The organism is Epilithonimonas hungarica (genome assembly GCF_900102265.1).
In the GTDB taxonomy this organism is placed as follows: Bacteria; Bacteroidota; Bacteroidia; order Flavobacteriales; family Weeksellaceae; genus Epilithonimonas; species Epilithonimonas hungarica.
In genome coordinates this window covers 866,203-888,921 of sequence record NZ_FNBH01000002.1, presented here as the reverse complement: position 1 = coordinate 888,921, position 22,719 = coordinate 866,203, and the positions used below count along the sequence as shown (strand labels likewise).

Genomic DNA, 22,719 nt, shown 5'->3' with positions numbered 1-22,719 from the left:
GACTTAGATTTAATTCTATTTGTCCTTTTTTTTTGAATTAAAAAGTGCATATTCTATGTGGCTATGTGGTTTTTATTAGGTGTGCTTTTTACGATAATGAATTGTTGAAGCAGAAGCCTTGGAATAATATTTTATCTTTGTTGTCAAATGTTTTTGTATGCGCGCTTACAACACAAAAAATTTCCTGAAAATCCTTATCAGTCTTCACAAGTCTGATACTTTAAGTATTCTTTTTCCCACAATGCTGCTTGTAGGAGTTTATTCTTACGGGATCTATTATTTGGAGGTGGAACATCTGCATTTGAATTCTAAATCGTCTGTAATTAACGTTGGGATGATCCATTCCCTACTGGGGTTTGTTTTGTCCTTGTTGTTGGTTTTCAGGACCAATACAGCTTATGATAGATGGTGGGAAGGTCGTAAACTTTGGGGAAAACTCGTTAATGACAGCAGAAATTTTATGATTAAAGTGAGTAGTATCTTGGATGATAAAGATGTTAAATCCAAAACTCAGATCGCACGTTACCTTAAGTTTTTTCCTCATTTGCTTGCAACCCATCTTTCCAAAGAGTCTACAAGATTGGTCCTGGATGAGGATTTTACAGATTTGAAAAAAGAATTGAAACATCACGCTCCGGCGGAATTGATTTTCTTGTTGACCAAAAAATTGTATCAGCTTAAAAAGGAGAATAAAATATCGGATACGGAAATGTTGTTTCTGGATACTCAGCTTTCTGGTTTTATGGATGTTTGTGGTGGATGCGAAAGAATTAAAAATACTCCGATTCCTTATTCCTATTCATCTTTCATCAAGAAATTTATTGTTTTCTATGTCTTAGCACTTCCGATTGCAAATGTTGTTAATCTTGGATTTTTTATGATTCCGATTACGATGTTTGTGTATTATGTATTGATGAGTCTGGAGCTGATTGCGGAAGAAATAGAGGACCCATTCAATAATGATGAGAATGATATCCCGATGGAATCTATCGCACAAAATATCGAAAGAAATATTGATCTAATTTTAAATAAAGCCTGATTTTGACAAAGAAACTGAAACTAGAAGAACTCGGAAGGATCGATGTAGAAACTTTCAAGAAAACGGTAAAGATACCGTTAGTTGTCATTCTCGACAGTGTGAGAAGTATGCACAATGTCGGTGCTATTTTCCGAACTGCGGATGCATTTTTGGTAGAGAAGATTGTTCTTTGCGGGATCACACCTCAACCACCTCATCGCGAAATTCACAAGGCTGCGCTTGGCGCAACGGAAAGTGTGGATTGGATCTTTGAAGAGAATATCAATACAGCCATCGATAATCTCAAGAAGGATAATTTCAATATTATCGGCATAGAACAAACTTCAACAAGTCAATTGATCTCTGATTTTGAAATTGATCCGAGAAAAAAATATGCCTTGATCCTCGGAAATGAAGTAGATGGAATCTCTGATGAAGCCTTAAATAATATTGATATTTTCCTTGAAATTCCTCAACTCGGAACCAAGCATTCTCTTAATGTAAGTGTCTGTGGCGGAATTGTGATTTGGGAGTTTGCGAAAAATATTGGAATTAAAAAATAAAAACTGCAAACACAATGAAGTGCTGCAGTTTGAAATAAATCTAATAAAAAGTAAAAATGAAAGGCGACAAAGATATATTTTTTGTTTGATACGATGCAATACTTTTTATGAAAATTTATAAAATTTTTTAAAATCTTTTATGGCCAAGGATTTTTTGTAAATTAGCATAATGTTTATAAAAGACTACATTTCCAAAGATTACCCTGCTTTCAGCAACAGAGATTCTATAGAAGAGGCTTCTGAGGTTGCAAAGGAGTTTGGTCATTCCCATGTTTTTATAGTAAGCAAAGGCGTTTTCCTTGGAGGTCTCAGCCAGTCTTTCCTGGAGGATAGCCCGGAAGGAAAGCTGGATAGCCTCAATATCCATTATGAGCGTTTTGCAATCATAGAAGACAGCAGTCTGCTGGATAGTATCAAGCTTTTCCATACTTTCAATGCGAATGTAGTTCCGGTGATTTCAAAAGAGGAAAAATATTTGGGTTACATCTCCTGCGACGATATCTTCAATGAGTTTTCAAAATATCCGTTGTTTTCTGAGAATGGTGCAATCCTTACGATTCAAACCACTGGTTTACATTACTCTATGACAGAGATCTCTCAAATCGTAGAAAGTAACAATGCGAAGATCTATGGAACTTTCATCAGTGCGATAAAAGAAGATAGCATAGAGATTACGCTTAAAATCAGTAATGAAAATCTAAGTTCGATAGACGAGACCTTTGAAAGATATGGTTATAATGTTATCAACAAGCATTATGACGATGAGAAAGAGGAGCTGCTGAAAGACCGATTTGGATTCTTCCAGAAATTTTTGGAAATATAATTTATGAAGGCAGCTATCTATTCTCAAAAAAAGGACCTTGATACGTTTTTGTATCTCAATAAGTTTATTTCTGAATTGGCGCTTAGGGATGTTTCCGTGGTTCTTCATTCGGAAATGGCGGAGAAACTCAATTTTTCCAAAGAATTTGATACTTTTTCCTGTAAAGAGGAACTTAAAAATAAGAATGTCAACATCGTTTTCAGTTTCGGTGGAGATGGAACGATTCTTAATGCGCTGACGTTTATTCAAGACCTTGAGATTCCGATTATTGGTGTTAATACAGGACGATTGGGATTCTTGGCAAATTTCAGGAAAGACCAGATCTTCGATGAATTGGATTCTATCATTCTTGAGAAAAACTATAACATCAGTGAGCGTTCTGTAATTAAAATCACAACGGACAGTAATTCCAATATCGATTTTCCTTTTGCGCTTAACGATGTCAGCCTTTCAAGAAAAGAAACAACCTCGATGATTACCGTGGAATCTTACATCAACGAAGAATTCCTAAATGTTTTCTGGGGCGATGGATTGATTGTTTCCACGCCAACTGGTTCTACGGCTTATTCACTAAGTTGTGGAGGACCGATTATTTCTCCTGCGAATGATAATTTCGTCATCACGCCGATTGCCCCTCATAATCTGAATGTTCGTCCATTAATTGTAAAAGACGATGCGAAAATAAAACTGATTGTAAAAAGCCGTGTTCCGGAATATACTTTGGCTTTGGATTCGCGACTTTATCATATGGAAGTGGGCAGCGAAATTTTAATAGAAAAAGCAGACTTTTCATTATTTTTGATCAAACCTAAAAATTTCAGCTTCTACGAAACAATTCGCCAAAAACTGCTTTGGGGAAATGATAAGAGGAATTAATGAAGAAAAAAACTATCCTTAACATAACATATTAAAATTGAAATTATAATTGTTAATAATTTCATAACTTTACAGTCCAAAAAAATCTTAAAAAATATAATAAAATGAGCAGAAAATTTCCGGCAGGAGTTGCCACTGGTTCTTTAGTAACAGAAATATTCGATTATGCCAAAGAGAAGCAGTTTGCACTTCCGGCAGCTAATGTGATCGGTTCTAGTAATATCAACGCAACATTGGAGACTGCTGCGAAACTTAATGCACCGGTAATCATCCAGTTCTCGAACGGAGGTTCTATTTTCAATGCTGGAAAAGGCCTGAGCAATGAAAATCAAAAAGCGGCAGTTCTGGGAGCTGTTGCAGGAGCAAAACACATCCACACTTTGGCAGAAGCTTACGGAGCGACTGTTATCCTTCACACAGACCACTGTGCAAAAAAATTGTTACCTTGGGTTGATGGTCTTTTGGATGCAAGTGAAGAGTTTTACAAACAAAACGGGAAGTCTCTTTACTCTTCTCATATGTTGGATTTCTCAGAAGAGCCTATTGAGGAAAATCTTGAGGTTTCTGCAAAATATTTCGAGAGAATGAACAAAATGGGAATGACTCTTGAAATTGAACTGGGTGTAACAGGAGGAGAAGAAGATGGTGTTGACAACTCTGATGTTGACAGTTCAAAACTATACACTCAGCCAGAAGAAGTAGCACACGCTTATGAAGTTTTGAAAGCAGTTTCTGATAACTTCACGATTGCTGCTGCTTTCGGAAACGTACACGGTGTTTACAAACCGGGTAACGTAAAATTGACCCCAAAAATTCTTGATAATTCTCAGAAATATGTTCAGCAAAAATTCGGAACAGGAGAGAAACCGGTAAATTTCGTATTCCACGGTGGATCAGGTTCTACATTGATGGAGATCCGAGAAGCGATCAGTTATGGAGTTGTAAAAATGAACATCGATACAGATCTTCAATTCGGTTATACAGAAGGAATCAGAGATTACATGACTGAGAAAATCGATTATCTACGTCATCAAATCGGAAACCCAACAGGAGCAGATGCGCCAAACAAGAAATTCTATGATCCAAGAGTTTGGGTAAGAAAAGGAGAAGAAACTTATATCAAGAGATTGACACAGGCTTTCGAAGACCTGAACAATATTAATACACTTTAATAAAATTTATAAATGATAATTGATGAGCGATAAACGGTTTTCTAAATTGTTTCATCATCAATTATCAATTATCATTCATCAATTATAGATCTTATGGCATTTGATTGGTTTAAAAGGAAAACACAAAACATCACCACTTCTACAGAAGATAAAAAAGACGTTCCAAAAGGGCTTTGGCACAAAACGCCAACTGGAAAAATTATAGAAGCTGAAGAACTTAAAGCTAATAATTTTGTGTCTCCGGAAGATGGTTTCCACGTAAGGATAGGAAGCAGAGAATATTTTGATATGCTTTTTGATGAGCAGAAATTCAAGGAATTGGATGCTGACGTGGAAAGTGTGGATATTCTTAAGTTCAAGGATACAAAATCTTACACAGACCGTCTGAAAGAAGTGAAGTCCAAAACCAAACTGACGGATTCTATCCGTAACGCAACTGGAAAAGTGAATGGTGTGGAAATGGTGGTTTCTTGTATGGATTTTGCTTTCATCGGTGGATCGTTAGGCTCTGTGATGGGAGAAAAGATCCGTAGAGCGATCGACTATTGTATCAAAAACAAATTACCTTATATGATCATCTGCCAATCAGGTGGAGCGAGAATGCAGGAAGCAGCTTACTCATTGATGCAGCTGGCGAAAGTTCAGGCCAAGTTGGTCCAGCTTTCTGACGCTGGTTTACCTTATATCGCCTACTTGACCGATCCGACTTTTGGAGGGATCACAGCTTCATTTGCAATGACTGCTGACCTTATTATTGCGGAACCAAGTGCTTTGATCGGATTCGCGGGACCAAGAGTTATTCGTGAAACGATTGGTAAAGATCTGCCGGAAGGTTTCCAGACATCAGAATTCTTGCAGGAAAAAGGTTTTGTTGACTTCATTGTGAAAAGAACGGAAATCAAACAGCAGGTTTCCCGAGCAGTGAAACTTTTGATCCACGAGTATCATTGATCAAATTATAGAACTAAAATATACTCTCTCAAATCTGGGAGAGTTTTTTATTGATGAGATTTATAGGTATATTTTTTAGAACGTTGAAATCATTGACCTTTAAAAAACTTTTGAAGGTCTTTTCTATTGGGATCATGCATCCGTTGTTTGCTGTTTTGTACACTTATGCAAGCTTCAAGGCATTTGCGAAAGCTAAAGAACTATATCCTGAGACCAGCTCAAATAATGGCGAAGGAAACGCTTTCCGACATGCATATTGGTGTTGCTTGATCATGATGTATTTCTGCAAGGTTTCATCGCCTAAAAAATCTCTTAAATGGTGTGAGAAACTTACCGATATGCACGAGGACCTTTTCCCGAATGAACCGTTGGAAACCAAGATGGACCTTCATAACAACAGGGTCGGGATGGATTATTTTATGAGTCTCTTACAAGGTGTGCATCGTCAGTTTTTTGAGAGTAGTTTTTTTATTAAAGAATTACAGGAGAGAACAGAAAATGGAATTCTCATAACATCAGAAGACGAGGAAGTAGAAAAAGATGTCTTGATTTATTTAGAATAAAAAAGACGCTCAATTGAGCGTCTTTTTCCTTAATGATTTGAAGTGATATTACTTCTTGATGAATTTTTTCGTCGTTGTTTTTCCGTTTTCGAAAGTTATTTTGATGAAATAATTTCCTGATGTCAAACGAGAAATATCTACCGTTTTGTCTTTGGTTTCTGATATTTTCTGCCCTGTGATAGATAAAACTTCTACCGACTTCAACGCATTTTCTGTGTTGATATTGATGAATTTATCGGCAGGATTTGGTCCAAAGTTAAAATCGACTTTAGAGTAATCGTTAACAGCTAAAGTGTTATTCGACTTGTTCACACATCTTACAGAATACCCGAAGCTTTTTGCATCGCCACCAAAACCAGTTGTGCTAGAAGCTGCAGCTCCTAAATAGGCGTAACGATAGAAGTTAGGATTTGAACTAGCTGACCTTGTCCAAAGATAAGCACGAGTTCCTTCAAAAGCCCAGCCGGCATCTTTACGAGCGCCAGCACCAGCGATCTTCAAATTGCTCTCAAAGCCTCTTTGCATTCCTGAATTAGTAGAGCCAGCAGGTTTTGGAAAAATGTTCTCTTTTGTCATTACAAGATCCCAATCAGCTTCAGATGGCATTTCCCAATCGTTCCCGATTGCTTTACAAGGGTCCATTCCATTGTGGTCTGTAACTTCGGAAAGAGTTTTAGCAGTCCAGTTATCATTTTGGTCTGGATTTGCAAACCAACCAGTGTAATTGGATGACCAAGGAGTCCCTCCACCAATGTAGAATAGTGCTGTTCCAGCTCCTAGACCTACCGGATTATTAGGTGTCGGATATGTTTCTGTAGTTTCAGATGTTTTCAATTGATGTCCATCGTCCCAACGTCCGTATTGGAAATAGTCTCCACGAGCACCTTCGTCGCCGATGCTTGTTGCTACGTTTGAACTTCCAAGGTTTTGTTGTAGCCATTCGTTTCCGTCAGCTGCTCTTACGGTTTTGTAGAACACGGGTTGGTTCTGATAAGTAAGGGTCACGCAACCTGTGTCGCCAACATTAGGTCCCGTGGCTTGTGGTGTACAGTTTTGGGCATTAGTGTTAACAAAGACTGCAAACAATCCTAAACAAAGATATTTATTAAGCATAATTTTAAATTTTTTACAAACTTATTATTTAGAATAAATAAAAACTAATAAAATGATTTAAATCATAATCGGAAATTATGGCAAACATTGCTTTTGTGCATTTATTAAATTGGATTGAATAGTTGCGGGCAAAATATTTATCAATAATAATTTTCAAATCATAATTAATGTTTGATAAATAATAAATAAAATTGGCGATTCAAACTGAATCGCCAATTTAAAAAAATTAGATATAACGTGAAAGTTTTACCACGCTTTCACAGCACCTCCTTTGAAGGTTTGTTTAGCGACAGTTTCTACTTCCGGAGATTGATAAGCTTGTACAAATTTTTGGACTTTATCATCATTTTTATTGTTTTCTCTGGAAACGATAAGGTTAGCGTAAGGTGAATTTTTATCTTCTGTGAACAAACCTTCTTTTTCCGGGTCAAGTCCGGCCTGAGCTGCAAAATTGTTATTGATGATGGCCAGAGCTACTTCTTTATCTTCCAGGACTCTTGGGATTTGTGGTGCTTCTAATTCAAGAATTTTTAGATTTTTCGGATTCTCAATAATGTCTGTTACTTTTGGTAAAAGTCCAACGTCGTCTTTTAATTTAATTAATCCTTGTTTTTGTAATAATAGCAAAGAACGTCCGCCGTTTGTCGGGTCATTTGGAATCACAATAGTTTGTCCAGCTTGTAACTCCGAAACTGATTTTATCTTTTTAGAATAAGCCACAATTGGGTAAACAAATGTTTTTCCTACAACAGCCAATTTATAACCACGTTGCTTAGATTGTTCTTCCAAATAGGGTAAATGCTGAAAAGCGTTCACGTCCACATCGCCTTGGTTCAAAGCTTCATTTGGAACAACGTAATCATTGAAGGTTACCAGTTCCACATCCAATCCGTATTTTTCTTTCGCTACCTTTTTGGCAGCTTCGGCAAGATTTTGCTCTGGTCCAGTTGCGATTCCGACTTTCAGGACATTCGGATTCGATTCTTTTTTATTGCAGGCTGATAATGTAATGATAGCCAATGCTAAAGCAAATATTTTCGATTTCATTTTTTTATAAATTATAATTAAACTCTTGTGGATTTTCTGATTCGATTATTGTCAAATTTTAAATTTGCTAAATATGAATAATCTGCGGGAATTATTAGTTTTAAGATTATCTATGATTGAATTTTTTCGAAAGCAGGTCTCCGGAAATTTGAATAATGAAAACCAGCACAATTAATAATATCAGAACAGAATTCATTACAGCAAAATCGTATCCGATGTATCCATACTGATAACCAACTTGTCCCAAACCGCCAGCACCGACTGCGCCTCCCATTGCAGAATATCCGACAAGCGTAATCAATGTAATACTGACATTATTGATTAACGAAGGCAAAGCTTCTGGTAAAAGGACTTTTCGGATGATTTGAAGCGGTTTTGCGCCCATTGCTCTCGCTGCTTCTATCAACCCTGAAGGTATTTCCAACAGACTGTTTTCTACCAATCTTGCAATGAATGGAGCAGAACCCACACTCAACGGAACTAATGCTGCAGAAACGCCAATCGACGTTCCAACAATCGTTCGTGTGAAAGGTATCATCCACACAATGAGAATGATAAAAGGGATCGAACGGAAAATATTGACTATAATGGATACGATCTGGTGTGATATCTTATTTTCCAATAACTGACCTTTTCTTGTGAGAAAAAGGAAAATTCCCGTCGGTAATCCTAAAACAAATCCGAAAAATCCTGAAACCAAGGTCATTACAACAGTTTCAATCGTCCCTTGAAATAACAAATTGATGATACTATCCGACATAACCTAAAATTTCTGTGTTTGCATATTCATTTTCCAAGTAAGCCAAAGCTTCCTTGGTATTTCCTTCTTTCAGTTCCAAAAGCAAAACTCCGAAACTCAAGTGGCCTACATATTCCAGTTGGGCGCTGATAATCTTTGCTTTAACCATAAATTTCTCGTACAGATTAATGATAACGGAACTTTGTTCATCATTCCCGCGAACGAGAATTTTAACCAAAGGATTGTTATTTTCACTATCGATATTACTAATAGAATTCTGATAGATTAAAGGTAATTCTACATTCAGAGAAGACTGGATGAAACCTTTCGTGATTTCTTTTTCCGGGTGGATGAAAATCTGCTCAACTTTTCCTTGTTCCGCTAATTCGCCATTATCAATTACAGCCACTTTATCACAAATACTTTTAATCACTTCCATTTCGTGAGTGATGAGCAGAATTGTAAGATTCAGTTTTTGATTGATAGATTTCAGAAGTTGCAGAATCGATTTTGTAGTTGCCGGGTCAAGCGCACTTGTCGCTTCGTCACACAAAAGAACTTTTGGGTCGTTCGCCAAAGCTCTTGCAATCGCAACTCTCTGTTTTTGTCCACCGGAAAGGTTCGCAGGGTAATCTTTTGCCTTTTCTTTCAGCCCAACCAATTCCAAAAGCGAATCTACTTTTTCTTTAATTTGGGATTTAGATTGTCCTTCCAATTCCAACGGAAAAGCCACATTATCAAAAACATTTCTTGAAGATAACAAATTGAAATGCTGGAAAATCATCGCAATTTTTCTTCGTTCCAGAGTCAGTTGAGAATCGGAAAGTTTCGTTAATTCAATTCCATCAACAATTACTTTTCCTTCGTTTGGCCTTTCCAAGAGATTCACGCATCGGATGAGCGTACTTTTTCCGGCGCCGGAAGTTCCAATCACACCGAAGATTTCCCCTTTTTCAACAGTCAGGGAAACGTCCGATAAGGCTTGGATAGTTTTATTTTTAGTAGTAAAACGTTTGGAAACGTCTATCAATTCAATCATTTTTATTCATTAATTAAAAAATAAAAAACCTTTCAAATGAGTTATGAAAGGTTTTTCAAAATAAACACACCATTTCTTTCTTCATATCAATCTTATGCAACAAACAAATTCCAACATTGTATAGTGTTTTAAAAAAAGCCTCTGCAAACTTATAAAATTGAATTCATACTAAACAAGTATAATTTAAAATAAATGACAAATGTCAGTTTTTGTAATACATAGTTTGGGCGACTTTTCCGCCTTCCGCTCCCAATCTTTTCACTCCACTTCGTTGCGTAAAAAGGATTTCCGCTCAAGTCGGGTCGCAACAATTCGACTTCAAATTTTAGCATAACATTTACCGTGAAGTTTGTCATTCAGTAGGAATCTAAATATAACATTCATAGTTTCCGTTGTTGAGATTCCTACGGAATGACAATATTGTGTTATGAACTGCAAATAATTCTAAAAACCAACTTGTAAAATCTAACATCTCATATCTTTTCTTACATTTACTAAAAATTAATTTTCCGAATGGTTCTAAGCAGGATTTGGTCCGCCTTCATCATTATTGCAATTGCGGTTGCATCTGTCAAATATTTCAGTTCTGATAATTACAGTCAGATTTTCAACGATATGGTTGTTGGAAAAGGAGGCGATACGATTCAGATTTCTCAAAAACCATTGGCTCAGATTTCTCCCGAAATTCAAAAATCATTATTATCAAATCCTGATTTCGAAGACAGTCACATCCATTACAAAATGGATTCTCTTCAAAACGTCAAAACTTACAGAGTTGCAGAAACCGACGGTGTTATTGGAACCAGCGAAACTGCGGTCAACATCTGTCTCAAACTGATTGGAATTATGGCTCTTTTTATGGGCTTTATGAGTATTGCTGAAAAAGCAGGTGGAATTAATTTTCTCAGCCGATTGATTCAGCCATTTTTCTCAAAATTATTCCCAGAGATTCCGAAAAACCATCCTTCATTCGGACATATGATGCTGAATTTCAGTGCGAATCTTCTTGGTCTTGACAATGCCGCAACGCCTTTTGGACTCAAAGCGATGGAAAGTCTCCAAACTTTGAATCCAGATAAAGACAGAGCTAGCAACGCCCAAATTATGTTCCTTTGTCTGCACGCCAGCGGATTGACATTGATTCCGGTTTCCATTATTGCGATTCGTTCATCAATGGGTTCGGAAACACCGACGGATATTTTTCTACCTTGTATGATTGCAACATTTTGTGCAACTTTGGCGGCAATGACGATTGTTTCTATCAGACAAAGAATCAATCTTTTTCAGCCAATTGTTTTAGCTTACATTGGCGGGATTTCTGCGATTATTGCTTTGCTTGTAATTTACCTTGTTCAGCTTAGCAAAGACGAATTAGATTCCTTCAGTAAAGTAATGAGTAACGGAATTATCCTGCTGATTTTCTTCGCAATAGTTCTCGGGGCGGTTTATAAAAAAATCAACATTTTCGATGCTTTTATTGACGGAGCAAAAGAAGGATTTACAGTTTGTGTTAAGATTATTCCGTATTTAGTCGGGATGTTGATTGCAATTTCATTACTCAGAACAAGTGGCGTTTTTGATGTGATTATTGACGGAATGAAATGGATTGCCAGCGCATCACATCTCGATACAAGATTCGTGGACGGATTGCCGACCGCTTTGATAAAACCATTGTCTGGTTCCGGAGCACGCGGAATGATGGTGGACACAATGAAAACTTTTGGGGCGGACAGTTTTGCAGGAAAATTATCGGCAATTCTTCAAGGGAGTTCTGATACAACGTTCTATGTCATTGCAGTTTATTTCGGTTCGGTTGGAATTAAAAATACAAGATATACAGTTGGTTCGATGCTTTTAGCGGATTTGGTTGGTGTGACAGTTTCGGTAATTTTGGCTTATTTATTTTTCGGATAATAATTTGTCAATCTAAATCCAAACAATTAAAACCTAAATCAATGATTCAAGATAAAGATTTTACACTTAGATTAATACGACAGCTCACTCAGGCCTTGGAAAAATTGCTTCTCGGAAAGCCGGAAGAAAGTCTGATGCAAAAAGAATTGGATTTCGATTCTTTGATGAAAGATATCTTCAAAATGGATTTCAATGATATTTCTTCAAAATCAAAAGATGAGATTATCGAAATCGTAAAACAAAGAGAATCCAAAGACCACGCGGATTATTACGAGATGCTGGGCAATGTTTTTATGTTCCATTACAGAACAGAAAGGAAATTGGATTTTGCTGATAAAGCCAAAACATTCTACGAATTGTATCTGCAAACCAGCGGGATTTTTGCTTTGCCAATTATTAATAGAATCAACGATCTGAAAGCTGTTTTAAATTAAAATTCAAAATGTTAAATGTTGTTTTAGTAGAACCGGAAATCCCGAATAATACCGGAAATATCGGTCGTTTATGTGTAGGAACAGAAAGTAGATTACACTTGATCCATCCGTTCGGATTTGTCATTAATGATGCTAATTTAAAACGTTCAGGGTTAGATTATTGGGTTCATCTGGATGTTGCCGAATATCAAAACGTTGAGGAATGGATGAAGGAAATCAAAGATAAATCCCGAGTCTTTCTGATGAGCTCTCACGCCACAAATTCGATTTATGAAAATGAGTTTCAGGATGGAGATTGGCTCGTTTTTGGAAAGGAAAGTTGTGGTTTGGGTCAGGAAGTTTTAAGTTTATTCGATAATCATTTGACCATTCCGATGTCTAAATTGATTCGAAGCTTCAATATTGCGAATTCTGTGGCTTTTGTAGTTGGTGAGGCAAAAAGACAAATCGCATTGAAGTAAAAAACCTGAGATTTAAAATATTATTATAACCATATCAATAAATTGACATCTGTGTTAAAATAAATTAATTTTGACCACTTTAGTAGGATTAAAATAAAAAAATAATTCTTTTATTTGTATTTTTGCGCGTTATCGAGAGAGCATTATGATTTTTAAGACTAAAAAAGACACGAAATATAGTTATGTAGAAGCGGGTGAAGGTCACCCAATGGTGCTTCTGCATGGTCTAATGGGAGGTTTGAGCAACTTCGATAAGATGATTAATTACTTCTCGGATAAAGGCTATCAGGTCTTTGTTCCGCAATTGCCTATTTATGATCTACCAATTCTGAATACTAATCTTGCTTCGATTTCCAAATTCGTTGCAAAGTTTATTACGGATGTTATCGGAAAACCGGTAACGATCGTTGGTAATTCTATGGGTGGACATATCGGGTTGATTCTCACGACATCCCGCCCGGAATTGGTAAGGAATCTTGTTTTAACGGGGAGTTCCGGTTTGTATGAGAGAACTTTCGGTGATAGTTTCCCAAGAAAAAGTGATAAAGATTATATCAAAAGAAAAACCCAGGACGTTTTTTATGACCCGATTGTAGCTACTGATGAGTTGGTAGATGAAGTTTTTGCGGTTGTAAATGATAGAATGAAAGGTATAAAAACAGTAATGCTGGCAAGAAGTGCCATCAAACACAATATGTTGAACGACCTTCCGAAGATCACTTGCCCTACTTGCATCATTTGGGGGAAGCAGGATAATGTTACACCGCCGGAAGTTGCAGAAGATATGCACAAATTCATCCCGAATTCCGAATTGCATTGGATCGACAAATGTGGACACGCTGCCATGATGGAAAAGCCGGATGAATTTAATGAAATTCTTTATGGATGGCTTAAAAGAGTGATGTAAGCTCTATTCAAGATAAAATATTCAGAACCATTAAGAACTTGAGTTTTAATAAAAATAACTTTGATTCTTAATGGTTTTTAAATTATAAAAATATGGTAATCAAAACTGCAGAATTTGTAAAAAGCAGTCAGAAATGGCAAGATTGTCCAGAACCTACAATGCCGGAATATGCTTTTATCGGACGTTCCAATGTTGGAAAATCTTCTCTCATCAATGCAATGATGAATCATAAAGACCTTGCCAAAACATCACAGACTCCCGGAAAAACACAATTGATCAATCATTTTTTGGTTAATGAAAATTGGTATTTGACGGATCTGCCGGGTTATGGATATGCGAAAGTTTCTAAAAGTCTGAGAAAAGATTTTGAAAAGCTAATTACCAATTACATCCTCAACAGAAAAAACCTTGTTAATCTTTTTGTACTTGTGGATATCCGCCACACGCCGCAAAAGATCGATCTGGAATTTATGCAATGGCTTGGAGAAAGTGGGGTTCCGTTTTCCATAGTTTTTACAAAAGCAGATAAACTAAAATCTGGCGGCGTGGATAGAAATGTTGAAGTTTATAAAAATGAATTACTTCAGGCTTGGGAAGATTTGCCCGATCTATATGTTACTTCTGCAGAAAAGAAAGAAGGAGGTGATCTGATTTTAAAATTCATTCAGAAAACCAATGATTTTCTGATTAAAAATAAAGTGAGATTTGATGAATAATGTAGATTGGAAGATCAAAACGTTTCTTGAACTTACAACAACTGAGCTTTACGAGATCATCAAAGCCAGAGTTAATGTTTTTGTGGTAGAGCAAGACTGCCCATATCCTGATCTGGATGATTATGACCAAAAAGCAATTCACCTTTGGGCTGAGAATAACGGCGAAGTTTTAGCTTATTGCAGAATTTTTGACAAAGGCATCAAATACCCAGAAACATCTATCGGAAGAGTCGTAACGACAGAAAAAGGTAGAGGGACCGGCCTTGGCAAACAACTGATAGCATACGCTATAGATATCATAGAAAATAGATTGCGTACTTCTGAAGTCAGAATTTCTGCCCAAGACTATTTACTAAGGTTTTATTCAGGTTTTGGTTTTCAAGAAACAACTAAAAAATATCTGGAGGACAATATTCCTCATACCGAGATGTTTAGAACATAAAAAAAAGAGTCTGAAGCATGGCTTTAAACTCTTCTTGAAAAATGAATGTATTGTAAATTGTGTTTTTACGGTTATTAATCTGGCGCAAAGTTAGAGACATCTAACTAGATTTCCTTACGGGAAAACCGTAAAATAAAAAAATAATAGGATTTCTTTAAATTATTCCCATTTCTTTGCAACAAGCAATCAGTTGTTCGGTATTTTTCACCGCCAGCACAAGCTTCATTGCATTAATTCTTTTTTCTACAGTGCTCAAACTGCTTGGATGAATGCTTTGTTCCTGTAATTTTTTTGGAATGTTTTTTTGTAGAACACCGTCAGATAATAACTGTAGTAATGTGATGTCATAGTTGCTAAATTCTAAAGTGTTGAGGCTTTTTACAGGAAGCTTCAAATCATGAGAGAGATAAGTTCCGTTATTATATACTGCTTCAATGGCTTTTTTAAGTTCTTTGGAATCTGATCTGGCTTTTCTTACAAAAGCATTAATGCTTAATTCGCTGAATAACAGGTCGATAACTCCTAATCTGTGTTCTGCGGAGAATACAATTACTTTAAGCTCTGGAGAAATCTCCCGACAAGATTTTATAAGTTCTCTTCCATTTTTTATAATCTGTTTTACATGATCTTCTTCGAACGAGAGATCTGTGATCAATACTTCATAAGGATTAGATTCCAAAGATTTTTTAAGGGATGAGAAAGCATCATCGCAGTAATAAGTATGACTTACACTGGGAATTTTCATCTCTTCCAAGACTTTTTGAACAGAAAAATTACTGCTCTCATGATCTTCCGCAATTAATATTTTACTGAACATTTGTTTCAAGTGCTTTTTTAATTAATGTTATTTTCAGATAGTTCTTTGGGCTGTCCTTGATTTTATATAAAAGATTTTCTACTTTTCATTTAATTTAATAGAAAGTCTTAAACCAGAAGTTCTTTCCTCTATTTCCAGAATTGCATTTATTTCTTTTAGTCGTGACCTCATGCCTGCAAATCCGTTTTTTTCTGAGAAATCTTCTGTAAGGCCAATTCCGTTATCGGTATATTTGATATCATAGGTGTTGTTTTCGTGAACAAACCTTAAGATAACTTGTGATGCCCGACTATGTTTTTTCATGTTGACAAGCAGCTCTCTTATGATCTGGAACAATTCTTCTTTTATCGATTGATTCAACCCGTCCCAAAAATCAGCCTCATTTCCAATAATGATAATTTTTGTTTTATCATTATCGAAAGAATTTATCAAACCTGATACTCTTTCGTTGAACTCCTGTTGGAGGTTATTATTGTAAGAAAGGTCTCGGGATTTTTCGTACATCAGCTCAAGTTTGTCCAAGATCTTTTCGGTAGGAATGTCCTTTTGGTTCTCAATCGTTGACATGACTTCATAAATGCCGTTTGCGACCACGTCATGGACTTTTTTTGAAAAATTAAGGCGTTGATATTGCAGCTTGTTATTGGCTTCTAAAATGAGTTTTTCTTTTCTCTTCTTTGTCCATATCGATACAGAAAAAGTAACAATTGCCGCAATGATGACTAGAGCCCAAATGATAATCTTTTGACGAGTAATGGCAGATTGGTTGATCTCTTTTTCTTTTTGAAGAATAACATTCTCTGATTTCGCTTTTTCGCTTTCAAAGCGGATCAGTGCAAATTGATTTTTTGCTTTATTTTGGCTATTTATAAGACTATCCTGGATTCGGGAATAGGTATCGAAATATTTTTGGGCATTAGCTCCATCAGAAAGCTTGATCAAAGTTTGCAGAGCTTCTAATTCATCTACAGGGTATTTTAATTTCTTCGCAAGAAACAGCATTTTTTTAGCATAAAATATGGAGGAATCAGAATTTTTATTCAAATAATATGAAGACAGGTATGCATAGGCTGCATCTTTATTCCAATCATCATTTTGCGCACTACTCAATTTTTCTGCCAATAGGTAGTTTTTCACGGGATTGTACTTGCTGTCCTCATACCATTTTGATCGGGAGAAATTAAGCAATAATTTGGGGTAAAATTCATTTTTAGGACCTATACTGTCGATTAGTTTTTTATAGATGGCAATCGCTTTTCCGTACTTTTTCTCATTATGGAGAACGATTGCAATGTTATTAGAAAGCATCAGCTTATCCATGGGATCTTTCGTAAAAAGAAAGGCTTTGTCATAGAATCTTTTGGAGTCCTTGTAATTCTTTAGGTTATTGGATGCAACCCCAAGATTATTGTAATTGCAGAATAAAAAAGAATGGTGGGCGGTATCTTTCTCTTTGAAAAATTTTGAGGCAAGTAGACTGGTTTCAATACTGCCAAAATTATCCCCGGCATTTTCTTGTGTAATGGCCATATTCACCAGACTTTTTCCTACACCGAAAGAATCATTCCTGCGTAAGAATAGCTCTTTACCTTTGTCCAAATAATAGAAAGTGCTGTCATATTCGTTCTTGTCCAGGAATACGAAAGCTTTTTCATAATATGGATTGGCCTGTTTTTTTTGCAAAGGATTTTTTTGTGAATCTATATCTTTAGAACACGAGAACAACAGTAATACGAATAAACAAAAAATAAATTTTGGCAACTTTTCCAATTTATTCGAAATTTAAGAAAAAACATTAAGAAAAACTTAATATTTCCGGGCAAAATCGTTCATATTGATTATTTTTGTTATTTATATTTGGACTTGGATGTCAATCGATACATTAGAACAATATCTTCCCAAGAATACCTTTCCTTTTCTTAAAAAATGGTTTGCAGATTATTATATTCACATCAAGATCACAAGGAACAGGAATAGCAAATTAGGAGATTATAGGAAGTTGCCGGATCGATCACATCAGATCACGGTTAATTCTACATTGGACAAACAACTTTTCTTTTTTGTCCTGACCCATGAGCTCGCTCATCTTATTGCCTTTGAGAAGTTTAATTTCAGGATCAGTGCACATGGAAAAGAATGGAAAGATACTTTCCGCGAAATGCTTTTGGAAAGTATCGATATTTATACCGAAGATCTAAAACCAATTATTGTAAGATTTGCGAAAAGTCCTAAGGCCAATTTCATGGCGAGTCCGGAGCTTGTCCGTTATTTTCACATCGAGGATTCTGACGAAAACTCTGTTTTCATTGAAAATTTATCAATCAATGATAAGTTTCATTACAAAGGTGAGGCATATATAATAATAGAAAAGAGGAAAAAATCTTATCTTTGTACCCATTTGAAGAATTCAAAAAAATATTTATTCAAACCTTTAGCAAAGGTCGAAAAATTGACAATCAATGATGAACAATAATTACTGCGTTATTATGGCAGGGGGAATCGGAAGCCGTTTTTGGCCAATGAGTACTCAGAAATTTCCGAAACAGTTTCATGATATATTAGGAACAGGCAGAACAATGATTCAGCAAAGTTTTGACCGAATCAATCAGTTGATTCCCAAAGAGAATATTTATATCATCACAAATCAGGAATATGTAGAATTGACTCAGCAACAGTTACCAGAGATTCCTTTTGGAAATATTGTTGGTGAGCCAGCTATGAAGAATACTTCTGCGTGCAATTTATACATGGCAAAAAAAATAGAAGCGGTCAATCCCAGCGCAAATATCATTGTCATGCCCGCAGATCATTTGATTTTGAAAGAAAACACCTTTTTGGAGAAAGTGTCGTTGGCATTCAAATTAGCATCAGAAAATGATTATTTGATCACATTGGGTATTACACCGACACGTCCAGACACTGGTTATGGTTATATTCAATTCATTCAAGAAAAGAATGAACTCTTTTCTAAGGTCAAAACTTTCACAGAGAAACCTGACCTTGAGATTGCCAAAAGTTTTATAGAATCTGGTGATTTCCTTTGGAATGCGGGTATTTTTGTCTGGAGTGTAAAAAGTATTTTGAAAGCATTCAAGAAGCATCTGCCGGAAATGACAAACCAATTCAATAGTTGTGAATATAATACGGACTCTGAAAAAGAATGCATTGATCTGGTTTACCCAACTGTAAACAAAATTTCCATAGACAACGGGATTTTGGAAAAAGCTGATAATGTCTATGTAATTCCGGCTAATCTTGGCTGGAGTGATCTTGGGACCTGGACTTCGGTTTATAACAATGCTGGAAAAAATGATGATAACAATGCGATCTCTTCCAAGAATGTTCTTACTTATAACTCAAAGGGAAATGTCATCAGGATCAAAAATCAAAACAAGGCAGCTGTTATCGATGGACTTAAAAATTATATTGTTGTGGATACGGAAAAAGCATTGCTTATTTGCCCACGTGATAATGATCAGCTTATAAAAGATTATGTTCTGGACCTTAAAAATCTTAAAAAAGGCGAACGATTTATGTAATAGGGAACTAACTATTTTTTGAAAAATATTTAACTCTTTGGTTTTCATCAGAGAGTTTTTTTTATTTTTGATAAAACAAAACACAAATGCTTGTCAAAATTTACGGTGCAGCCATTCACGGTGTCTCTGCACAGATCATTACCATAGAGGTCAATGTAGATCAAGGCGTCGGCTATCATCTGGTAGGATTGCCAGATAATGCCATCAAAGAAAGTAGCTATAGAATCTCTGCAGCTCTTAAAAACTCAGGATTCAAAATTCCTGGAAAGAAGATTACAATCAATATGGCTCCTGCTGATCTCCGGAAAGAAGGTTCTGCTTATGATATGAGCATTGCTCTCGGAATTTTAGCGGCTTCTGACCTTATAAAAGCAGAAGATCTGGGACAATATCTGATCATGGGAGAATTATCTCTTGATGGCGGTTTACAACCAATAAAAGGTGTTTTGCCAATTGCAATAAAAGCTAGAGAAGATGGTTTCAAAGGCATAATTCTTCCAAAACAAAATGCAAGAGAAGCAGCAATCGTCAATCAATTGGATGTTTATGGTGTGGAAAACATCAAAGAGGTTATAGATTTTTTTAATGATGATCAACCTTTGCAAAAATTCGAGATCGACACCAGGAAAGAATTTCAGGATAAGGTGAATCATTTTCCCTTTGATTTTGATGAGGTGAAAGGACAGGAAGCAGCAAAACGTGCAATGGAAGTTGCAGCAGCTGGCGGACATAACATTATACTGATAGGTTCGCCTGGAAGTGGGAAAACAATGCTTGCCAAACGTCTTCCCAGTATATTGCCGGCACTTAGTCTCAAAGAATCTTTGGAAACAACGAAGATTCATTCTGTAGCAGGAAAAATGGGGACAGAAACATCATTGATAACAATAAGGCCATTTAGATCCCCACATCATACGATTTCTGATGTTGCACTTGTCGGAGGAGGAAGTTATCCCCAGCCGGGAGAAATTTCTCTCGCCCACAATGGCGTCCTATTTTTAGATGAAATGCCCGAATTCAAGAGAACGGTTCTCGAAGTGATGAGGCAACCCTTGGAAGATCGTGTCGTAACTATTTCGCGAGCCAAATTTACTATCGAGTATCCTGCAAGTTTTATGTTGGTTGCAAGTATGAACCCCAGTCCCAGCGGTTATTTTCCGGATGACCCGAATAACACTTCCTCAACCATGGAAATGCAACGATATATGAACAAATTGTCCGGACCTCTTCTCGATAGGATCGATATTCATATCGAAGTTTCAAAAGTAGAATATGAACAATTGGCCGATAAAAAGAAAGGGGAAAGCAGTGCGAAGATCAGGAAAAGAGTAAACGATGCGAGGGATATTCAGAATGAAAGATATAAAGATTCTGAGGTCAATTATAATGCGCAGATGGGACCAAAAGAAATCGAAAAATATTGCGAATTAGATGAATATTCTCAGCTATTAATAAAAGCCGCTATGATGAAACTCAATCTCTCCGCAAGGGCCTATGATAGAATTTTAAAAGTTGCAAGAACCATCGCAGATCTGGAAAATTCTGAAAATATCCAGGGAGACCATATTTCTGAGGCAATACAGTATAGAAGTCTGGACAGAGATTTTTGGAATGCTTAACAATACAATCTGCCTACAAGGATTGTAGACAGATTAGGGTTTTTAATATTTATTGTTTGATAATTTTAAATGTTTTTTGCTCTTTTCCATTAGTACTTATCAAAATGTAATTGCCTTTTTCAAGTGAGCTAAGATTTATGTTGGTTTTATTGTTAGAAATTTCAAATTCCTTAACCAAATTCCCAATCATATTATAAATGTAAACTTTATTATTAAAGGCATTTTCAATATATAATATATCTTTTACTGGATTAGGATATGAGAATATATTCTTACGCATAAAATCTGTGGTGCTTAAAATGGGCTCATTGTTTAAGCGAATTAGGCTTTTCTTTGTAATACTATTGTATATACTGAAAGCTCCTCCAACAAGTATTTTGTTATCTGATTGTAAAACGATATCAAGGATGTTACTATTTGTTCCTGTTCCAACATTAAAAGAATTGTCGATAGAACCATTGCTATTAAGACGAGCAAGGCGTATCGCTGTATTATTGTTGTATGTTGTAAAATCACCACCAATAAGGATCTTGCCATCAGATTGAGAAGCCATACTATAAATAGTGCCATTTGCACCATCACCAGGATCGAATTCTGTGTCTAATGCGCCATTCGAGGTTAGACGAGCAACACGATTTCTAGCAACCCCATTATAAGTTGTAAAATAACCTGCTATTAAAATCTTTCCATCTTTTTGTAATAAAATACTAGTTATGGTATTTGAAGCATTACCTGTAAAGCTTGTATCTAATGTACCATCAGAGTTTAATCTCGCAATATACCTCATTGAGATATCATTAAAGGTCATAAAATCCCCCACAATTAAAATTTTACCATCAGGTTGTAAAATTAGATCATGAATATTGTTGTTTGCCCCAGAACTATAATTAAAATTAGAGTCCAATGATCCATCCGCATTTAGTCGGGCAATACGATTTCTAGATATGCCATTGTATGAAGTAAAATAACCTCCAATTAATATTTTACCATCAGGTAGTAAAACAATGTTGTTGATAATATCGTTGGCGCCATTGCCAGGGTTAAAGGAAGTGTCTAATGATCCATCTACATCCAGACGAGCAATACGATTTCTAGAAACTCCGTTGTAGGTATCAAAATAGCCACCAATTAAGATTTTTCCATCAGGTTGAACAGTAGAAATGTGAATCTGTTGATTAGATCCTGAAACAGGATTAAAACCCGAATCTAAAGTTCCGTCCGGATTTAACCGAGCGATATTATTTCTAATATTGCCATTGTAAGAATTAAATCTCCCAGAAACCAGTATTTTTTTATCAGGTTGTAGGGTTATGCCTAGGACTAAACCATCATTAATTCCAATATTAGAATCATTAAAAGAATTATCAAGGCTTCCATCTTGTGATAATAATCTTGTAGAAAATAAAAGTAAAAAAAGAAAATGTAAATGTTTTTTCATGGATTATTGATGTTATATTGTTTAATCGTTCAAAGATAATTTAATAAATCAAAAAAATATTTTAATTCTGGTTCTCAAAATAAGCATCAATTGCCAGCTTTCCGGATTTTGCAGCTGCAACAGCTAATTGGTCACATAGCTCATTTTCAGGATGACCAGCATGACCTTTGATCCAATGGAATTTAGGTTGATGAAGTTGATATAATTGGTAAAATTCTTTCCAAAGGTCTGGGTTTTTCACATTTTTCCAGCCTCGTTTTATCCAACCGTAGATCCATTTTTGATTGATGGCATCTGCAACATATTTGCTGTCAGTGAAGATATGGATATCATTATCAGAAGTTTTTAGATTTCCAAGAGCAACTATAACAGCCATTAATTCCATTCTGTTATTGGTTGTTTTTCGGAAACCTTTGGAATAGGTTTTCTGGTATTTTTTTTCAGGAACGCGCATTAGTATCCCGTAACCGCCAGGTCCGGGATTTCCACTACAGGCACCATCTGTAAAGATCTCGATTCTCAAATCAG

Annotated in this window: 24 protein-coding genes; 16 read left to right on the top strand and 8 right to left on the bottom strand. The window is 36.0% G+C overall.

Features of this window, described 5'->3' with window-relative positions:
* Positions 1-157 precede the first annotated feature (157 nt).
* The 7 genes from BLT30_RS11355 to BLT30_RS11325 all read left to right on the top strand — a co-directional run bounded on the left by BLT30_RS11355 (position 158) and on the right by BLT30_RS11325 (position 5,966).
* Positions 158-1,039 (top strand): bestrophin family protein, encoded by an 882-nt coding sequence (locus BLT30_RS11355; RefSeq protein ID WP_089873638.1) that lies wholly within the window; start codon positions 158-160, stop codon positions 1,037-1,039.
* A gap of 2 nt (positions 1,040-1,041) precedes the next feature.
* Entirely contained in the window at positions 1,042-1,581 is a 540-nt protein-coding gene (locus BLT30_RS11350; protein WP_089873637.1) for an RNA methyltransferase, read from the top strand.
* A 169-nt stretch (positions 1,582-1,750) separates the two neighbouring features.
* Positions 1,751-2,404 carry a CBS domain-containing protein gene (locus BLT30_RS11345; protein WP_089873636.1) on the top strand — a complete coding sequence of 218 codons (654 nt, stop codon included), beginning with the start codon at positions 1,751-1,753 and terminating at the stop codon, positions 2,402-2,404.
* Between the two features lie 3 nt (positions 2,405-2,407).
* Entirely contained in the window at positions 2,408-3,280 is an 873-nt protein-coding gene (locus BLT30_RS11340; RefSeq protein ID WP_089873635.1) for an NAD kinase, read from the top strand.
* Positions 3,281-3,384: 104 nt separating this feature from the next.
* Positions 3,385-4,452: a class II fructose-bisphosphate aldolase gene (gene fbaA / locus BLT30_RS11335; protein ID WP_089873634.1), complete on the top strand. Its 1,068-nt coding sequence runs from the start codon at positions 3,385-3,387 to the stop codon at positions 4,450-4,452.
* A gap of 93 nt (positions 4,453-4,545) precedes the next feature.
* On the top strand, positions 4,546-5,403 hold the full coding sequence (accD, locus tag BLT30_RS11330; RefSeq protein WP_089873633.1) for an acetyl-CoA carboxylase, carboxyltransferase subunit beta: 858 nt from the start codon (positions 4,546-4,548) through the stop codon (positions 5,401-5,403).
* 53 nt (positions 5,404-5,456) lie between these two features.
* Complete coding sequence (locus BLT30_RS11325) at positions 5,457-5,966, top strand: DUF6973 domain-containing protein (protein WP_089873632.1); 510 nt, start codon at positions 5,457-5,459, stop codon at positions 5,964-5,966.
* Positions 5,967-6,014: 48 nt separating this feature from the next.
* Here the strand turns inward: BLT30_RS11325 and BLT30_RS11320 are convergent, their stop codons facing one another.
* The 4 genes from BLT30_RS11320 to BLT30_RS11305 all read right to left on the bottom strand — a co-directional run bounded on the left by BLT30_RS11320 (position 6,015) and on the right by BLT30_RS11305 (position 9,904).
* Positions 6,015-7,079 carry a T9SS type A sorting domain-containing protein gene (locus BLT30_RS11320; protein ID WP_089873631.1) on the bottom strand — a complete coding sequence of 355 codons (1,065 nt, stop codon included), beginning with the start codon at positions 7,077-7,079 and terminating at the stop codon, positions 6,015-6,017.
* A 246-nt stretch (positions 7,080-7,325) separates the two neighbouring features.
* Positions 7,326-8,126, bottom strand: coding sequence for a methionine ABC transporter substrate-binding lipoprotein MetQ (gene metQ / locus BLT30_RS11315; protein ID WP_089873630.1), 801 nt, complete (start codon positions 8,124-8,126; stop codon positions 7,326-7,328).
* A gap of 106 nt (positions 8,127-8,232) precedes the next feature.
* Positions 8,233-8,886 carry a methionine ABC transporter permease MetI gene (gene metI / locus BLT30_RS11310; protein WP_074235866.1) on the bottom strand — a complete coding sequence of 218 codons (654 nt, stop codon included), beginning with the start codon at positions 8,884-8,886 and terminating at the stop codon, positions 8,233-8,235.
* Entirely contained in the window at positions 8,876-9,904 is a 1,029-nt protein-coding gene (locus BLT30_RS11305) for a methionine ABC transporter ATP-binding protein (protein WP_089873629.1), read from the bottom strand. The genes metI and BLT30_RS11305 overlap by 11 nt, the downstream gene beginning before the upstream one ends.
* Positions 9,905-10,417: 513 nt before the next feature.
* Here BLT30_RS11305 and BLT30_RS11300 point away from each other — a divergent pair.
* From BLT30_RS11300 to BLT30_RS11275, 6 genes are all read left to right on the top strand, one after another.
* Complete coding sequence (locus BLT30_RS11300) at positions 10,418-11,818, top strand: nucleoside recognition domain-containing protein (RefSeq protein ID WP_089873628.1); 1,401 nt, start codon at positions 10,418-10,420, stop codon at positions 11,816-11,818.
* Positions 11,819-11,859: 41 nt separating this feature from the next.
* Complete coding sequence (locus BLT30_RS11295; protein ID WP_089873627.1) at positions 11,860-12,252, top strand: hypothetical protein; 393 nt, start codon at positions 11,860-11,862, stop codon at positions 12,250-12,252.
* An 8-nt stretch (positions 12,253-12,260) separates the two neighbouring features.
* Positions 12,261-12,713 (top strand): tRNA (cytidine(34)-2'-O)-methyltransferase, encoded by a 453-nt coding sequence (locus BLT30_RS11290; protein ID WP_089873626.1) that lies wholly within the window; start codon positions 12,261-12,263, stop codon positions 12,711-12,713.
* Positions 12,714-12,858: 145 nt separating this feature from the next.
* Positions 12,859-13,620, top strand: a complete 762-nt coding sequence (locus BLT30_RS11285) for an alpha/beta fold hydrolase (RefSeq protein WP_027382986.1) — start codon at positions 12,859-12,861, stop codon at positions 13,618-13,620.
* 92 nt (positions 13,621-13,712) lie between these two features.
* Positions 13,713-14,336 carry a ribosome biogenesis GTP-binding protein YihA/YsxC gene (yihA, locus tag BLT30_RS11280; protein WP_089873625.1) on the top strand — a complete coding sequence of 208 codons (624 nt, stop codon included), beginning with the start codon at positions 13,713-13,715 and terminating at the stop codon, positions 14,334-14,336.
* A complete protein-coding gene (locus BLT30_RS11275; RefSeq protein WP_089873624.1) occupies positions 14,329-14,778 on the top strand; it encodes a GNAT family N-acetyltransferase in 450 nt (149 codons plus the stop codon). The genes yihA and BLT30_RS11275 overlap by 8 nt, the downstream gene beginning before the upstream one ends.
* Before the next feature lie 154 nt (positions 14,779-14,932).
* Here the strand turns inward: BLT30_RS11275 and BLT30_RS11270 are convergent, their stop codons facing one another.
* Together BLT30_RS11270 and BLT30_RS11265 are read right to left on the bottom strand one after the other, a co-directional pair.
* On the bottom strand, positions 14,933-15,595 hold the full coding sequence (locus tag BLT30_RS11270) for a response regulator (RefSeq protein ID WP_089873623.1): 663 nt from the start codon (positions 15,593-15,595) through the stop codon (positions 14,933-14,935).
* A gap of 78 nt (positions 15,596-15,673) precedes the next feature.
* Positions 15,674-17,278 (bottom strand): tetratricopeptide repeat-containing sensor histidine kinase, encoded by a 1,605-nt coding sequence (locus tag BLT30_RS11265; RefSeq protein WP_139166628.1) that lies wholly within the window; start codon positions 17,276-17,278, stop codon positions 15,674-15,676.
* 184 nt (positions 17,279-17,462) lie between these two features.
* Here BLT30_RS11265 and BLT30_RS11260 point away from each other — a divergent pair, with 184 nt between their 5' ends.
* The 3 genes from BLT30_RS11260 to BLT30_RS11250 all read left to right on the top strand — a co-directional run bounded on the left by BLT30_RS11260 (position 17,463) and on the right by BLT30_RS11250 (position 20,753).
* Entirely contained in the window at positions 17,463-18,068 is a 606-nt protein-coding gene (locus BLT30_RS11260; RefSeq protein ID WP_139166626.1) for a SprT-like domain-containing protein, read from the top strand.
* Positions 18,055-19,134 carry a mannose-1-phosphate guanylyltransferase gene (locus tag BLT30_RS11255; protein WP_245707167.1) on the top strand — a complete coding sequence of 360 codons (1,080 nt, stop codon included), beginning with the start codon at positions 18,055-18,057 and terminating at the stop codon, positions 19,132-19,134. The genes BLT30_RS11260 and BLT30_RS11255 overlap by 14 nt, the downstream gene beginning before the upstream one ends.
* A gap of 86 nt (positions 19,135-19,220) precedes the next feature.
* Positions 19,221-20,753 carry a YifB family Mg chelatase-like AAA ATPase gene (locus BLT30_RS11250; protein WP_089873621.1) on the top strand — a complete coding sequence of 511 codons (1,533 nt, stop codon included), beginning with the start codon at positions 19,221-19,223 and terminating at the stop codon, positions 20,751-20,753.
* Positions 20,754-20,802: 49 nt separating this feature from the next.
* On the opposite strand, the gene BLT30_RS11245 is transcribed toward BLT30_RS11250, so the two are convergent.
* Entirely contained in the window at positions 20,803-22,191 is a 1,389-nt protein-coding gene (locus BLT30_RS11245) for a T9SS type A sorting domain-containing protein (protein WP_089873620.1), read from the bottom strand.
* 61 nt (positions 22,192-22,252) lie between these two features.
* Positions 22,253-22,714 (bottom strand): ribonuclease HI, encoded by a 462-nt coding sequence (gene rnhA, locus BLT30_RS11240; protein ID WP_089873619.1) that lies wholly within the window; start codon positions 22,712-22,714, stop codon positions 22,253-22,255.
* Positions 22,715-22,719 lie beyond the last annotated feature (5 nt).

Coding starts and splice junctions, on each gene's coding strand:
- BLT30_RS11355 (WP_089873638.1), top strand. CDS start 158: ATGCGCGCTTACAACACAAAAAATTTCCTGAAAATCCTTATCAGTCTT.
- BLT30_RS11345 (WP_089873636.1), top strand. CDS start 1,751: ATGTTTATAAAAGACTACATTTCCAAAGATTACCCTGCTTTCAGCAAC.
- BLT30_RS11340 (WP_089873635.1), top strand. CDS start 2,408: ATGAAGGCAGCTATCTATTCTCAAAAAAAGGACCTTGATACGTTTTTG.
- fbaA (WP_089873634.1), top strand. CDS start 3,385: ATGAGCAGAAAATTTCCGGCAGGAGTTGCCACTGGTTCTTTAGTAACA.
- accD (WP_089873633.1), top strand. CDS start 4,546: ATGGCATTTGATTGGTTTAAAAGGAAAACACAAAACATCACCACTTCT.
- BLT30_RS11325 (WP_089873632.1), top strand. CDS start 5,457: ATGAGATTTATAGGTATATTTTTTAGAACGTTGAAATCATTGACCTTT.
- BLT30_RS11320 (WP_089873631.1), bottom strand. CDS start 7,079: ATGCTTAATAAATATCTTTGTTTAGGATTGTTTGCAGTCTTTGTTAAC.
- metQ (WP_089873630.1), bottom strand. CDS start 8,126: ATGAAATCGAAAATATTTGCTTTAGCATTGGCTATCATTACATTATCA.
- metI (WP_074235866.1), bottom strand. CDS start 8,886: ATGTCGGATAGTATCATCAATTTGTTATTTCAAGGGACGATTGAAACT.
- BLT30_RS11305 (WP_089873629.1), bottom strand. CDS start 9,904: ATGATTGAATTGATAGACGTTTCCAAACGTTTTACTACTAAAAATAAA.
- BLT30_RS11300 (WP_089873628.1), top strand. CDS start 10,418: ATGGTTCTAAGCAGGATTTGGTCCGCCTTCATCATTATTGCAATTGCG.
- BLT30_RS11295 (WP_089873627.1), top strand. CDS start 11,860: ATGATTCAAGATAAAGATTTTACACTTAGATTAATACGACAGCTCACT.
- BLT30_RS11290 (WP_089873626.1), top strand. CDS start 12,261: ATGTTAAATGTTGTTTTAGTAGAACCGGAAATCCCGAATAATACCGGA.
- BLT30_RS11285 (WP_027382986.1), top strand. CDS start 12,859: ATGATTTTTAAGACTAAAAAAGACACGAAATATAGTTATGTAGAAGCG.
- yihA (WP_089873625.1), top strand. CDS start 13,713: ATGGTAATCAAAACTGCAGAATTTGTAAAAAGCAGTCAGAAATGGCAA.
- BLT30_RS11275 (WP_089873624.1), top strand. CDS start 14,329: ATGAATAATGTAGATTGGAAGATCAAAACGTTTCTTGAACTTACAACA.
- BLT30_RS11270 (WP_089873623.1), bottom strand. CDS start 15,595: ATGTTCAGTAAAATATTAATTGCGGAAGATCATGAGAGCAGTAATTTT.
- BLT30_RS11260 (WP_139166626.1), top strand. CDS start 17,463: ATGTCAATCGATACATTAGAACAATATCTTCCCAAGAATACCTTTCCT.
- BLT30_RS11255 (WP_245707167.1), top strand. CDS start 18,055: ATGATGAACAATAATTACTGCGTTATTATGGCAGGGGGAATCGGAAGC.
- BLT30_RS11250 (WP_089873621.1), top strand. CDS start 19,221: ATGCTTGTCAAAATTTACGGTGCAGCCATTCACGGTGTCTCTGCACAG.
- BLT30_RS11245 (WP_089873620.1), bottom strand. CDS start 22,191: ATGAAAAAACATTTACATTTTCTTTTTTTACTTTTATTTTCTACAAGA.